We start from the raw sequence: 13,451 nt of genomic DNA, 5'->3' as shown, positions 1-13,451 counted from the left end.
ATTCAAATACCGCAAGCGCTAGGGTTGGTATTTAAATACCGAACGAAAGGACGCTCGTGGTCGAGTTGAAAACCCCCGCCGAGATCGAACGCATGCGGGTCACCGGGCAGTTCGTCGCCGGCGTGCTGGCCGAACTGCGGGAGCGCGCGCAGGTCGGGGTCAACCTGCTGGATCTGGAACAGCATGTCCGGGAACGGATCCGGGAGCGGGGCGCGGTCTCGTGCTACTGGGACTACTCCCCCTCCTTCGGCCGCGGCCCGTTCCGCAACACCGTCTGCCTGTCGGTGAACGACGCCGTGCTGCACGGCCTTCCGTTCGACTACGCACTGCGCGACGGCGACGTGCTCAGCATGGATCTCGCGGTGAGCATCGACGGCTGGGTCGCCGACGCGGCGGTCACGGTCATCGTCGGCACGGCCGACGAGCAGGACCGCCGCCTCGTCCGCACCACCGAGCAGGCCCTGGCCGCGGCGGTCGAAGCGGCGCGGCCCGGCAATCGGATCGGCGACATCTCAGCCGCGATCGCCGCGGTCGCGCGCGGCAACGGCTACCGCGTCAACACCGAGTTCGGCGGCCACGGCCTGGGCCGCACCATGCACGAGGACCCGCACGTCGCCAACGACGGCCGCCCCGGGCGCGGCATGGTCCTGCGGCCGGGGCTGACCGTCGCCCTGGAACCGTGGCTCGCCGCCGGCACCGACCGGATCGTGACCGACCCCGACGGCTGGACGCTGCGCTCGGCCGACGGTTCGCGCACCGCGCACTCCGAGCACACCGTCGCCGTCACCGAGGACGGCCCGCTCGTGCTGACTCTCGCCGCCTGAGCGCCCTCACTCCCCCGGCAGCGGCACACCCGGGTACTCGGCGCGCAACGCGGCCTTCTCCTCGGCGGTCAGCGTCAGCTCCGCGAGTTCGGCCTGCCGTCGCGCCGCGGCCTCGGAATCGCCTGCGACCGTGTGGATATCGGCCAGCATGGCCAGTGCGCGACCGCGCTCCAGCGCGGAGGCGATGCGCGCGAACCGCCGCAGCCCCACCTCGACCACCTTGACCGCCGCCGCCTCGTCGGTCTTGAAGTCCCGCAGGATCCGCGCGTTGTCGAGCACCCGCGCGAGTCCGGTGAGCGCGCGCGAACCGCCGTATTCGACCTCGGGTTCGTCGCGCTGGATGTAGGTGATCGAATTCCCGGCCGGGTCGACGACGGTGAATCGCGTCTGTCCCGGCCGGAATCGGGTGATGCGGGGCGCGCCGCGCGCCGGAACCCGCCCGTACGTCCGGCGCAGGCACTCGGTGAACTCCGCATGCCAGCGCGCGGCGTCGTCGATCAGCACCAGACACCCCACCCGGGCCTCCTCCGCGCTGCCGCCGTGCTCCGGCATCGGGCCGAAATGCACCTGGCACCCGTCGCGCTCGATCACGCCGTAGGAATAGGGCCTGGTCTGCTCGTGGGTCACCGCGTACCCGAGCGCCCGGTAGAACTCCAGCGTGACCGCGAGGTCACCGCTCCAGAGCATCGGAATCGAAGTGGCTGTCACCCGTCCCCTCCTTCCAGTATTCAAATTTGACTAGCGAACGGTAGGTCGGCTGGCTCGGGAAGTCAAGTTTGACTAGCATGACGCGGTCGAGCGAAGGGAGAGTCGTGGCCGCCGTGCGCCTGCTCGTGCTGGGAGTGATCCGCCTGCGTCAACCCACCTACGGGTACGCGGTGCGCCAGGAGTTGCTGTCGTGGCGGGCCGAGACGTGGACCAATGTGAAGCCGGGGTCGATCTATCACGCGCTCAAACAGCTCACCGCCGAGGACAAGTTGCGCGCGGTGCGTACCGAGGACAGCAGCCAGGGCCCCGGGCGCACCCTGTTCGAACTCACCGATTCGGGCGAGGCCGAGTTCTTCGAGCGCCTGCGGGAGGCGCTGACGAGCGTGGACATGGAGGAACTCGGGGCGGGCATCGCGTTCATGGACGCCCTGCCGCGCCCGGACGTGGTCGAGTTGCTGACCGCGCAGCGCCGCGCCACCGCCGCGATCCGCGACGAACTGCTGGCGATGGTGCCGGAATATCCGGGCCGCGACGACGCGCCGTACTTCCCCGACCTGCTGGAACTGTGGAGCGGCGTGTTCGACAACTTCACCGGCTGGACCGCGCGGCTGCTGCGGCGGCTCGAGGACGGCGAGTACCGCATGGCCGGCGAACCCCCGCGCCCGTCCGCCGCGGCGGCGGACCCGGACCGTTAGGCTGCCCGGGTGGACAATCCCTTCGGCGCCGCCGGCACCGCGAATTACGTTCTGCTGACCACGTTTCGCAAGGACGGCACCCCGGTCGCAACGCCGCTGTGGGCGGCGCTCGACGACGGCAAGCTCTACGTCTGGACGGTCGCCGACAGCTGGAAGGTCAAGCGCATCCGCCGCAATCCGGCGGTCACGCTCCAACCGTGCGGCGCCACCGGCACCCCGCGCGGCGAGATCGTCGAGGCGACCGCGCGGGTGCTCGACGACGCCGGCAGCGAGCGGGTGCGCCGGCTGATCAAGCGGAAGTACACCGTGCAGGGCTGGCTGGTCGTCACCGGCAGCGTGCTGCGCCGCGGCCGCCGGGGCACCGTCGGCATCGAGATCACGCCGAAGGGCTAGGCGCGCAGGCTATTCCGCGGCCCGCGGGGTGACGGACAAGCCCACCGAGCGATCCTTGCCCAGGAACAGTTTGTGCCCCCGCACGGCGAGCGTGCCGAGCACCCCGTACTTGCGCCCGATCACGCCCCGCACCCGCTCGGTGCCGTCCTCGTCGAGCACCTCGGCGGTGCCCGCGACGATCTCCCCGCCGGCGGTGCGGCCGCGATTGTCACAGACCTGGAGCGTCACCGACGGGTTGCGGCGGATCCGCTTCACCTTCCAGGTCTTCGGGTTGGTCCAGATCACCAGGCGGTCGCCGTCGGGCGCCACCCACACGGGGGTGCCGACCGCGGTGCCGTCCTTCTTGTAGGTCGTCAGCAGCGCGTACTTCGCTTGCGCGAGATCGTTCCAGGTCATGCCGCCCACGCTACGGCGGCGCGGCCGCGACCACATCCGTCGGCGGGCGCACGACCCGGTACGCCTGCGGGCGTAGGGGTCGGCCGCCGGGCTGCGCGGCCCCGGCGGCCGACCCCGGTACGGCTATCGGGTCACGGCTGGTTGGCCCCGATCGCCCCGCCGATGAGCCCGCCGACGATGCAGCCGAGGATCGCGCCGACGCCGAAGAACCAGACGCCGATCACGATCCCGATCACGCAGCCCAGTGCGGCGCCGCCCGCGATCTGGCCGGGACTGCCGATGTTCTGCAGCGCCACGGTCTGCGGCGTCGGCGCGCTGATGTCGGCCGGACTCTCCGGCCGCACCGTCAATGTCGTTGCGGCGGCGTCGAGTTCGGGCGTGACGTGCACGGTCCGGCCGGCGGCCTGATAGGTCAGCGGCACCGTGGCGACCTGCGCGCCGTTGGGCGCGTAGACCGCCACCGCGTCGGGCACGACCTCGAACCGGCCGGACGCCAGCGTGGTGCTGACCGCCGACCGGTCCTGGGCCAGCGTCGTCGTGTAGGCCACGCCCTGGTCCGCGCCGCTGAACGAGGGCCCGGCCACACCGGCCTCGCCGTGCGCGGTGGCCCCCGCGATACCGAGCGCGGCGGCCGTCACGACCGCGGTGGCGGCGAATTTCGCTATTCTCATGATTCGATTCCTGTACCTGAAGGAACCGATTCGCCGACGGCCGCGTGCTGTTTCCGAGCAGGAGCGCACCACTCGCCCGTGCGGCGAATCCGATTCGTGGTGAATTGTCCTTCGGGATGACCTCATCCACCGCCCGGTGATATTTCTCCGGGCGGCCGTCGCGACAATTCTCATGGTCCGCTCAGGGCGCGCCGGGACCAAGCCCCCGTTTCATGGGGCCGGTGGTCTCGGACTCGAAAACGCCGGTGCCGCAAGATCGTTCACGACCGGCCGGGCGTCACTCCAATTCGCCCTCGGTCTCCAGGTACACCTGACGCAGCCGTTCCAGGGTTTCGGGCTCGGGGTGCTCCCACAGCTTGCGCTCGGCGGCCTCCAGCAGCCGCTCGGCGATGCCGTGCAGCGCCCACGGATTCGACTGTTCCATGAACTTGCGATTCACGTCGTCGAAAACGTAGCTCTCCGAGAGCTTCTCGTACATCCAGTCGGCGACGACATTCGTGGTGGCGTCGTAGCCGAACAGATAGTCGACGGTCGCGGCCATCTCGAAGGCGCCCTTGTAGCCGTGCCGGCGCATCGCCTCGAGCCACCGCGGGTTCACCACCCGAGCCCGGAAGACGCGGGTGGTCTCCTCCGACAGCGTGCGGGTGCGCACCGCGTCGGGGCGGGTGCTGTCGCCGATGTAGGCCTCGGGGTTGCTGCCGGTCAGCGCGCGCACCGCCGCCACCATGCCGCCGTGGTACTGGAAGTAGTCGTCGGAGTCGGCGATGTCGTGCTCGCGGGTGTCGGTGTTCTTGGCCGCCACCGCGATCCGCCGGTACGCCGTGCGCATGTCGTCGGCCGCCGGGACGCCGTCCAGGCCGCGGCCGTAGGCGAAGCCGCCCCACGCGGTGTACACCTCGGCGAGGTCGTCGTCGGTGCGCCAGCTCTTGGAGTCGATCAGCTGCAGCAGTCCCGCGCCGTAGGTGCCGGGCTTGGAACCGAAGATGCGGGTGGTGGCGCGGCGTTCGTCGCCGTGCCCGGCCAGGTCCGAACGCGTGTGCGCGCGAACGTAATTCGACTCGTCGGGTTCGTCGAGGGCGGCGACCATCCGCACCGCGTCGTCGAGCAGGGCGAGCACGTGCGGGAAGGCGTCGCGGAAGAAGCCGGAGATGCGGACCGTGACATCGATGCGGGGGCGGCCGAGTTCGGCCACCGGGATCGGTTCCAGGCCGGTGACGCGGCGGCTCGCCTCGTCCCACACCGGCCGCACGCCCAGCAGCGCGAACACCTCGGCGATGTCGTCGCCGGAGGTGCGCATGGCCGAGGTGCCCCACACCGACAGCCCGACCGAGCGCGGGTAGTCGCCGTGGTCGGCCAGATAGCGCCGCAGCAGCGAATCCGCCATGGCCTGACCGGTTTCCCAGGCCAGCCGCGAGGGCACCGCCTTGGGGTCCACGGAGTAGAAGTTGCGCCCGGTGGGTAGCACGTTGATCAGCCCGCGCAGCGGCGAGCCGCTCGGGCCCGCCGGGATGAAGCCGCCGTCCAGGGCGTGCAGGATGCGCGCGATCTCGACGCCGGTCCCGCGCAGTCGCGGCACGACCTCCGTCGCGGCGAAGCGCAGCACCGCGCGCAGGGTGTCGACCCGGTCGGCCGGCACCGCGATCGAGCCCGCCTCCGCCGGTGCGCCGCTCTCGCCGCGTCCCGGCGATTGCGCTTCTGGCACAGTCTCTTCCGGGGCGAGCGCTTCCGGGGCAGGCACGGAATCGACCACTGCGGAATCGACCGTCGCGGAGGAGACCGTCACGTACCGGTCCAGCACGTCGTCGACCGCCTCGGCCGACCAGTCCGCGGCCTGCAACGCGGCGAGCAGGGTGCGGGCGCGGGCCTCGACCGCGTCCACCCGCTCGCGGGACTCGTCGCCGGATTCGCTGAGCCCCAGCGCTTCTCGCAGTCCCGGCACCGCGATCTCGCCGCCCCACAGCTGCCGGGCGCGCAGCATCGCCAGCACGAGGTCGAGTTCACCCTCGCCCGCGGGGGCCTGCCCCAGCACGTGCAGGCCGTCGCGGATCTGCACGTCCTTGATCTCGCACAGCCAGCCGTCGACGTGCAGCAGCATGTCGTCGAAGACGTCCTCGTCGGGCCGTTCGGTCAGGCCCAGGTCGTGGTCCATCTTCGCGGCGCGCATCAGGGTCCAGATCTGCTGGCGGACCGCGGGCAGCTTGGCCGGGTCCAGCGCGGAGATGTTGGCGTGCTCGTCGAGCAGCTGCTCGAGCCGCGAGATGTCGCCGTAGGTCTCCGCGCGGGCCATCGGCGGGATCAGGTGGTCGACCAGGGTGGCGTGCGCGCGCCGCTTGGCCTGGGTGCCCTCGCCCGGGTCGTTGACCAGGAACGGGTAGATCAGCGGCAGATCGCCGAGCGCGGCGTCGGTGGCGCAGGCCGCCGACATGCCGAGGGTCTTGCCCGGCAGCCACTCCAGGTTGCCGTGCTTGCCCAGGTGCACCATGGCGTCCGCGCCGAAACCGCCCGCCTCCGGGGCGGCCGCGATCCAGCGGTAGGCGGCCAGGTAGTGGTGGCTCGGCGGCAGGTCCGGGTCGTGGTAGATGGCGACCGGGTTCTCGCCGAAACCGCGGGGCGGCTGCACCATCAGCACCACATTGCCGAAACGCAGTGCCGCGATGACGATTTCGCCGTCCGGGTCCGCCGACCGGTCCACGTACAGCTCGCCCGGCGGCGGGCCCCACGCCTCGATCACGGCCTCGCGCAGCTCGGCGGGCAGCGTGTCGAACCACTGCGCGTACCGGCGCGCGCCGATGCGAATCGGGTTGCCCTCCAGCTGTTCCGCCGTCAGCCAGTCCGGGTCCTGGCCGCCGGCGGCGATGAGGGCGTGGATGAGCGTGTCGCCGTCGCGTTCGTCGAGACCCGGGATCTCGCCGGGCGCGCCGAGATCGTAACCGGCGGCACGCATCTCGGTCAGCAGCCGGATGGCGCTGGCCGGGGTGTCCAGCCCGACCGCGTTGCCGATGCGGGCGTGCTTGGTCGGGTACGCCGACAGCATCAGCGCGATCCGCCGCCGCTCGACCGGCAGGTGCCGCAGCCGCGCGTGCCGCACCGCGATGCCCGCCACCCGCGCCGCGCGCTCCGGGTCGGGCACGTAGGTCGCCAAGCCGTCGACGTCGAACTCCTTGAACGAGAACGGGACCGTGATGATGCGGCCGTCGAATTCCGGCACCGCGACCTGGGTGGCGACATCCAGCGGGGAGAGCCCGTCGTCGTTGTCCGCCCACTGGTCGCGGGCGCTGGTCAGGCACAGGCCCTGCAGGATCGGCACGTCGAGGTCGGCGAGCGCGCCGATGTCCCAGGCTTCGTCGTCGCCTCCGGCGGTCGCGGCCGCGGGCTTGCTGCCGCCCGCCGCGAGCACGGTGACCACCAGCGCGTCCGCGCCGCGCAGCGTGTCGATCAGGTCCGGTTCCGCGGTGCGCAGCGAGGCGCAGTACAGCGGCAGCGGCCGCCCGCCAGCGTCCTCGATCGCGGTGCACAGCGCGTCGATGTAGGCGGTGTTCCCGGCCAGCTGCTGGGCCCGGTAGTACAGCACGGCGACCGTCGGCCCCTCGACCTCGCGGGCGGTCCGGTGCAACTCACCCCAATTGGGCAGGTGCACGGGCGGTTCGAAGCCGTGTCCCGTAAGCAGCACGGTGTCGGACAGGAAGTGGTGCAGCTGACGCAGGTTGTCCGCGCCGCCCGCGGCCAGGTAGTTGTGCGCGTCGGCGGCGACGCCGCCCGGGACCGTCGAGCACTCCATCAGCTCGGCGTCGGGCGCCATCTCGCCGCCCACCGCCACCACCGGAATCCCGCTGGCGCGCAGCGTGTCCAGGCCCTCCTCCCAGGCGCGCCGGCCGCCGAGGATGCGCACCACCACCAGGTCCGCGCCGTCGAGCAGCGCGGGCAGATCCTCGGGCAGCAGTCGCGCGGGGTTGGCCAGCCGATAGTCGGCGCCGCTGGCCCGCGCGGACAGCAGATCGGTATCGGAGGTGGACAGCAGCAGAATCACGGTTCGGCCTTCCTCGGGTGACGCGCCCAGCTGGGAGTTGACGCCCGCCAGGAGGGTCTGACTGTCACAGTGGCGCGACCGCACCGGAATTGCACCGGTTTCCTCGTGCTGAGCGAGCCTCCGGATGCTACCGCGCGGCCGCCGCGCCACTGTCGGGCCACCACCTCTCCACCGGGGCGACGGCTCGGCGTGCTCGGACCGTGATCTGGCCGGCGGGTGTGCATCGAACCGGCAACGACCGGCGGTGACCGCGTGTCACGACACGGCGTGTCGGCGTACGCTCGCGATATGCCCAACTCGCCCGGATGGGCCCGGCGGAACCGCTTCGCCGCCTGGTCAGGAATTGTTTGCATGATGATTGCGGTCGCATTGCTGGCCATGGCGTTGGCGGCCGCGGCCGGGCACCGGGGCGATCTGCTGCTGATCGCCGCGGGCGTGTGCGCGGCGGTGGCGATCTTCGGTTTGCTGGCCTTCCAGTCGACCTCGCGCCGCGACCGTCTCGACCAGCACGAGCGGCCGCATCTGCTCGACGAGAGCTACGTTCCGCGACCGTCGTGGAAGAACGTCCGCGGCGAGTCCGACGAGCAGTGACGCCGATCCGGTCCGCGCGGCGCGGGTCGTAGGCTGGACGGATCATGACTCGCTCCGTGCCCGATTCCTGCCCCGGCGTGCTGCGGCTGCACCAGGCCGCCGACGGACCGCTGGCCCGCATCCGGTTGCCCGGCGGCGCGCTGCGCCCGGCTCAGTTGCAGGCATTGGCGGAGGCGGCGCGCGACCTCGGCGACGGGCAGCTCGAACTCACCTCTCGCGGCAATGTGCAGGTGCGGCGGGTGCGCGACGCCGCGGCGCTGGCCGCGCGGCTCGACGCCGCCGGCTTGCTGCCCGCCCCGGCCCACGAGCGGGTGCGCAATATCGTCGCCTCGCCGCTGTCCGGGCGAGTCGGCGGGTGCACCGATGTGCACGCGCTGGTTCCCGCCCTGGACGAAGGCTTGCGGGCGGACCCGGAACTGGCCGAACTGCCGGGCCGGGTGCTGTTCACCCTCGACGACGGGCGCGGCGACGTGAGCGGCCTGGGCGGCGACCTCGGCGTGCACGCGGTGGACGGGGAGCGGTACGCGCTGGTGCTGGGCGGGCGCGACACCGGCGTGCGGGTCGCCGCGGCCGACGCGGTGGCCACGATGCTCGCCGCGGCCCGCGGTTTCCAGGCGCTGCGCGGGGAACGCTGGCGGTTGCACGAGATCGACGACGGTCCGGCGCGGGTCCTGTCGAGGCTCGGCCTGACGGCTACCGCGGAGCCGCTGACTTTCGGTGCGCGCCACGACATTCCCATCGGCTGGCACGACCAGTCCGACGGTCGCGTGGCGCTCGGCGCGGGCGTGCCGCTGGGCAGTCTGCCCGCCCGCACCGCGGAATTCCTCGCCGCCGTGGAACGTCCGGTGTTCATCACGCCGTGGCGCAGCCTCGTGCTCGCCGATCTCGACGAGTGGGCGGCCGAACAGGTGGTCCGGGTACTCGCGCCGATGGGCCTGATCTTCGACGCGGAGTCGCCGTGGCTGCTGGCGACCGCCTGCGCCGGGCAACCCGGATGTGCCAAGTCCCGCACCGATATTCGCGGAGAGGTGGCGGCGGCGGTCGCCGAGGGGCGGGTGGTGGCAGGCTCCGCACCCACACCGCAGGCCGGGGCGCGGGCGCTGGATCTCGTCGTGGCCGGGCGGCAGCACTGGTCGGGTTGTGATCGACGCTGCGGGCGGCCGCGGGGTGCGGTCACCGATGTGGTGGCCGAGGCGGACGGGTATCGGGTCACGCCGCCGAGCTAGCCAGGGTGGTGCGCGGGTGCCGGTCCGCGGGTGCTTAGGGTGAACACCATGTCCGATGTGCGTGCCGACTACCTCACCGACGGGGCCGAGATCTATCGGCGCTCGTTCGCGACCATCCGGGCCGAGGCCGATCTGGCGCGGTTCCCGGACGACGTCGCGCAGGTGGTGGTGCGGATGATCCACGCGTGCGGGCAGGTCGACCTCGCCGCCGACGTGGACCACAGCCCCGACGTGGTCGCGAAGGCGCGGGCCGCGCTGCGAGCCGGGGCGCCGATCCTGTGCGACGCCACCATGGTCGCCTCCGGCGTCACCCGCAAGCGGCTGCCCGCCGACAACGAGGTGCTCTGCCTGCTCGCCGATCCCCGCGTGCCCGAGCTGGCGCGGGCCATGCACAACACGAGATCGGCTGCCGCACTGGAACTGTGGCGCGACCGCCTGGACGGCGCGGTGGTCGCGATCGGCAACGCCCCCACGGCCCTGTTCCACCTGCTCGACATGCTCGACGCCGGAGCCCCGCGCCCCGCCGCGGTGCTCGGCATCCCCGTCGGCTTCGTCGGCGCCGCCGAATCCAAGCAGGCCCTCGCCGAGTACGGCGGCCCCGAATTCCTCACCGTGCACGGCCGCCGCGGCGGCAGCGCCATCACCGCCGCCGCGCTCAACGCGATTGCGAGCGAACAGGAATGAGCGAGGGGAACGGCACCACGGGAACCCCGGGGGCACAAGGCACCCTGGGCACCACGGGAAACCAGCGTGCGAAAGGCAAGTTGGGCACCGCGGGAGCCGAGGGCGCGAAGGGCGAGCTGGACGGCACCACGGGAACCGAGGGAGCGAAGGGCGAGCTGGACGGCACCACGGGGACCGAGGGTAAGGGCAAGCTCTGGGGCATCGGGCTGGGGCCTGGTGACCCGGAACTGGTGACGGTGAAGGCCGCGCGGCTCATCGGGTCGGCCGATGTGGTCGCTTTCCACAGTGCTCGGCACGGGCGGAGCATCTCGCGGGGGATCGCCGCGCCGTACATGCGGCCGGGGCAGCTCGAGGAGCACCTGGTCTACCCGGTGACCACCGAGACCACGGATCATCCCGGCGGTTACCAGGGTGCCATCGACGAGTTCTACGAGCAGGCCGCCGCCGTGCTCGCCGCGCATCTCGAGGCGGGGCGTACGGTCGCGCTGCTCGCGGCGGGCGACCCGCTGTTCTACAGCTCCTACATGCACATGCACCGCCGGCTGGCGGACCGGTTCGAGGCCGAGATCGTTCCCGGGATCACGTCGGTCAGCGCCGCGTCGGCCGCGCTGGGCACCCCGCTCGTGGAGGGGGAACAGGTCCTCACCGTGCTGCCCGGCACGCTGCCCGCGGACGAACTCACCCGCCGCCTCGCCACCACCGAGGCCGCCGCCGTCATGAAACTCGGCCGCACGTATCCCGGTGTGCGGCAGGCTCTCTCGGACTCCGGGCGGCTGGCTGACGCCTACTACGTCGAGCGCGCCAGTACCGGCCGCCAGCGCGTCCTGCGCGCGGCCGACGTCGACGACGCCGATGTCCCGTATTTCGCCATCACGCTCGTCCCGGGTCCGGAGCCCACCACGCCTATTCCCCTGACTCCCGCTGTGCCACAAGATTTCTCCACCGGCGTGCACACATCGGATACACCCGAGTCCGGCACTGGTGATGCCGCCGTCGGCGAGGTGGTCGTGGTGGGGCTGGGTCCCGGAGCGGCGGAGTGGACCACGCCCGAGGTGAGCCGGGCGCTGGCGGAGGCCACCGACATCGTCGGGTACACCACGTATGTCGACCGGGTGCCGGTGCGGGCGGGGCAGCGGCGGCATGCCAGTGACAATCGGGTGGAGTCCGAACGTGCCGCCATGGCACTGGATCTCGCCGCGCGGGGCGCTCGGGTGGTCGTCGTCTCCTCCGGCGATCCCGGAGTGTTCGCCATGGCCGCGGCCGTCGTGGAGGAGTCGGCCGACCCGCGGTGGCGCGAGGTTCCGGTCCGGGTACTGCCGGGCATGACGGCCGCGAGCGCGGTCGCCTCCCGCGTCGGCGCGCCGCTGGGGCACGACTTCGCGATGCTGTCGCTGTCGGACCGCCTCAAGCCGTGGGAGGTGGTGGCCCGCCGCATTGCCGCGATCGCGGCCGCCGACATGGCCCTCGCCGTCTACAACCCGGCCTCCTCGCAGCGCACCTGGCAGGTCGCGGCCATGCGCGATCTGCTGCTCGAACACCGCAAGCCCGACACACCGGTCGTCCTCGGCCGCGACGTCGGCGGACCCGCCGAATCGGTGCGCGTGGTGCGCCTGGCCGACCTCGATCCCGGCCAGGTCGACATGCGCACGCTGCTCATCGTCGGTGCCTCGACCACCACCGCCTTCGACACACCCGCCGGCACCAGGGTCTACACCTCCCGCCGCTACGAACCCAGCTGAGCGCCATCCCTCCCGCGCGCACCCGCCGGACGGGTCCGGTACCGTTGCCCGGACCGGGAGCAATCCCGCCGCGACCGGGGTCGGGCACGCTCGATCTTCCCGTCCGGCGGGCCGCGGAACGGCGGCGGTGCAGGGGTTTCGCCGCGATCCGCCGGACAGTGCTGCGGTCCGGTTTACGCACGGCTAATATTCCAATGTAGAAGGTTGTCGTGGGAAGGGGCTGGAGTGGCCGAGGTCTCGTCGAAGCGGGGGCTGAACTCGACCGCGGCGTCGCTGCTGGGGTTTCTGCACGAGGGGCCGATGTCGGGCTGGGACCTGGTGAACCTCGCCCAGGACCGGATCGGGGATTTCTGGACCATCACCCAGAGCCAGGTGTATCGCGAGCTGGCCGCGATGGACAAGGCCGGCCTGGTCGACAAGGGCGAGCCAGGCGCGCGCGACCGCACGCCGTATCACCTCACCGACGCCGGGCGCGAGGCCTTCGCGGAGTGGATCGCCCGCGACCCGGGCGCCGAGACCATCCGGGTGCCGCTGCTGCTGACCCTGTCGTTCGGCGAGTTCGTGGAACCCGCACGCCTGGACCGGATCATCGCGGCCAACCGGCGCATCCACGAGCAGCGCCTGGCCGGATACCTCGACAGCGACGAGGAGGAGATGTCGCGCTGCGAACGGGCCACCCTGGATTTCGGCATCGGCTACGAGCGCGCGGTGCTGGAGTGGTTCGATCGCCTGCCCGCACTGCTGGACCGCCCGGCGCGATCTCAGGCCTGAGCGCGCAGCCAATCGCGCACGGCCGCAGCCGTTTCCGCCGTCACCGCGCCCGGCGGCAGCGGCGGGCGGTCGATCATCACCACCGGCACGCCGCGGTTCCGCGCGGCGGTCAGCTTCGCGGCCGTGAGGTCGCCGCCGCTGTCCTTGGTGACCAGCACGTCGATGCGCCGGTCGGTGAGCAGCCGGAGTTCGTCGGCGACGGTGAACGGACCGCGGGCCAGCAGCAGCTCGTGGTCGGGCGGCACCGGGCCGGTCGGCGGGTCGATGGCGCGGATCAGGAACCACGCGTCCGAGTGCGCGAACGCGCCGACGCCTTGGCGGCCGATCGTGAGAAACACCCTGTCACCCGACGCCGCAACGGTTTTCGCGGCCGCGTCCAGGTCCGGGACGCGGGTCCACCGATCCGCGGACGTCTCCCGCCACCCGGGCCTGCGCAGGTGCACGAGAGGAATCCCGGCCGCCGCCGCGGCGGTGGCCGCGTGGCCGGACATGGTGTCGGCGAAGGGGTGCGTCGCGTCCACGACGGCGTCGACGGCATTGTCCGCCAACCAGTTCCGCAGTCCCGCCGCTCCCCCGAAACCCCCCACGCGCACCGCGCCCGCGGGCAGCACGGGCTCGCGAACGCGACCGGCGAGCGAGGAGACGATCTCGAATCCTCGCTCGCCGGTGACGATCTCGGCCAGCTCCCGGGCTTCCCGGGTGCCGCCGAGGATCAGGACCTTCAGG

General features: G+C 72.1%; 13 protein-coding genes. 8 read left to right on the top strand and 5 right to left on the bottom strand.

Features of this window, described 5'->3' with window-relative positions:
- Positions 1–56: 56 nt before the first annotated feature.
- On the top strand, positions 57–824 hold the full coding sequence (map, locus tag IU476_RS03655; RefSeq protein ID WP_195096448.1) for a type I methionyl aminopeptidase: 768 nt from the start codon (positions 57–59) through the stop codon (positions 822–824).
- Between the two features lie 6 nt (positions 825–830).
- On the opposite strand, the gene IU476_RS03650 is transcribed toward map, so the two are convergent.
- The gene (locus IU476_RS03650) at positions 831–1,532 is read right to left on the bottom strand and encodes a DUF8817 family protein (protein ID WP_195096446.1); all 702 of its coding nucleotides are present in this window, start codon (positions 1,530–1,532) and stop codon (positions 831–833) included.
- A gap of 104 nt (positions 1,533–1,636) precedes the next feature.
- Here IU476_RS03650 and IU476_RS03645 point away from each other — a divergent pair, with 104 nt between their 5' ends.
- Both IU476_RS03645 and IU476_RS03640 read left to right on the top strand, forming a co-directional pair.
- The gene (locus tag IU476_RS03645) at positions 1,637–2,227 is read left to right on the top strand and encodes a PadR family transcriptional regulator (RefSeq protein ID WP_195096444.1); all 591 of its coding nucleotides are present in this window, start codon (positions 1,637–1,639) and stop codon (positions 2,225–2,227) included.
- 9 nt (positions 2,228–2,236) lie between these two features.
- A complete protein-coding gene (locus IU476_RS03640; RefSeq protein WP_195096442.1) occupies positions 2,237–2,620 on the top strand; it encodes a PPOX class F420-dependent oxidoreductase in 384 nt (127 codons plus the stop codon).
- A gap of 9 nt (positions 2,621–2,629) precedes the next feature.
- On the opposite strand, the gene IU476_RS03635 is transcribed toward IU476_RS03640, so the two are convergent.
- The 3 genes from IU476_RS03635 to cobN form a co-directional block, all read right to left on the bottom strand.
- Positions 2,630–3,016, bottom strand: a complete 387-nt coding sequence (locus IU476_RS03635) for a PPOX class F420-dependent oxidoreductase (protein WP_195096440.1) — start codon at positions 3,014–3,016, stop codon at positions 2,630–2,632.
- 131 nt (positions 3,017–3,147) lie between these two features.
- Positions 3,148–3,687, bottom strand: a complete 540-nt coding sequence (locus IU476_RS03630) for a DUF8020 domain-containing protein (RefSeq protein WP_195096438.1) — start codon at positions 3,685–3,687, stop codon at positions 3,148–3,150.
- 277 nt (positions 3,688–3,964) lie between these two features.
- Positions 3,965–7,714, bottom strand: coding sequence for a cobaltochelatase subunit CobN (cobN, locus tag IU476_RS03625; RefSeq protein ID WP_195096436.1), 3,750 nt, complete (start codon positions 7,712–7,714; stop codon positions 3,965–3,967).
- Between the two features lie 351 nt (positions 7,715–8,065).
- Here cobN and IU476_RS03620 point away from each other — a divergent pair, with 351 nt between their 5' ends.
- From IU476_RS03620 to IU476_RS03600, 5 genes are all read left to right on the top strand, one after another.
- A complete protein-coding gene (locus tag IU476_RS03620) occupies positions 8,066–8,305 on the top strand; it encodes a hypothetical protein (protein ID WP_195096434.1) in 240 nt (79 codons plus the stop codon).
- A gap of 44 nt (positions 8,306–8,349) precedes the next feature.
- The gene (cobG, locus tag IU476_RS03615; RefSeq protein ID WP_195096432.1) at positions 8,350–9,531 is read left to right on the top strand and encodes a precorrin-3B synthase; all 1,182 of its coding nucleotides are present in this window, start codon (positions 8,350–8,352) and stop codon (positions 9,529–9,531) included.
- A 48-nt stretch (positions 9,532–9,579) separates the two neighbouring features.
- Complete coding sequence (locus IU476_RS03610; protein ID WP_195096430.1) at positions 9,580–10,215, top strand: precorrin-8X methylmutase; 636 nt, start codon at positions 9,580–9,582, stop codon at positions 10,213–10,215.
- Positions 10,212–11,954 (top strand): precorrin-2 C(20)-methyltransferase, encoded by a 1,743-nt coding sequence (locus IU476_RS03605; RefSeq protein ID WP_228822983.1) that lies wholly within the window; start codon positions 10,212–10,214, stop codon positions 11,952–11,954. The genes IU476_RS03610 and IU476_RS03605 overlap by 4 nt, the downstream gene beginning before the upstream one ends.
- A gap of 225 nt (positions 11,955–12,179) precedes the next feature.
- Complete coding sequence (locus IU476_RS03600) at positions 12,180–12,725, top strand: PadR family transcriptional regulator (protein ID WP_195096428.1); 546 nt, start codon at positions 12,180–12,182, stop codon at positions 12,723–12,725.
- On the opposite strand, the gene IU476_RS03595 is transcribed toward IU476_RS03600, so the two are convergent.
- Positions 12,716–13,450, bottom strand: a complete 735-nt coding sequence (locus tag IU476_RS03595; protein ID WP_195097434.1) for a cobalt-precorrin-6A reductase — start codon at positions 13,448–13,450, stop codon at positions 12,716–12,718. The two genes, IU476_RS03600 and IU476_RS03595, sit on opposite strands and share 10 nt — an antisense overlap.
- Between the last annotated feature and the right edge of the window lies 1 nt (position 13,451).

This window comes from Nocardia blacklockiae, from assembly GCF_015477355.1.
GTDB lineage: Bacteria > Actinomycetota > Actinomycetes > Mycobacteriales > Mycobacteriaceae > Nocardia > Nocardia blacklockiae.
The sequence above is the reverse complement of the archived record's forward strand: the minus strand, read 5'-3'. Positions and strand labels throughout refer to the sequence as shown.

What these genes read in the sequence shown, in the direction of transcription:
- IU476_RS03620 (WP_195096434.1), top strand. Translation starts at nt 8,066, where the DNA reads ATGATGATTGCGGTCGCATTGCTGGCCATGGCGTTGGCGGCCGCGGCC.
- IU476_RS03630 (WP_195096438.1), bottom strand. Translation starts at nt 3,687, where the DNA reads ATGAGAATAGCGAAATTCGCCGCCACCGCGGTCGTGACGGCCGCCGCG.
- IU476_RS03635 (WP_195096440.1), bottom strand. Translation starts at nt 3,016, where the DNA reads ATGACCTGGAACGATCTCGCGCAAGCGAAGTACGCGCTGCTGACGACC.
- cobG (WP_195096432.1), top strand. Translation starts at nt 8,350, where the DNA reads ATGACTCGCTCCGTGCCCGATTCCTGCCCCGGCGTGCTGCGGCTGCAC.
- IU476_RS03605 (WP_228822983.1), top strand. Translation starts at nt 10,212, where the DNA reads ATGAGCGAGGGGAACGGCACCACGGGAACCCCGGGGGCACAAGGCACC.
- IU476_RS03610 (WP_195096430.1), top strand. Translation starts at nt 9,580, where the DNA reads ATGTCCGATGTGCGTGCCGACTACCTCACCGACGGGGCCGAGATCTAT.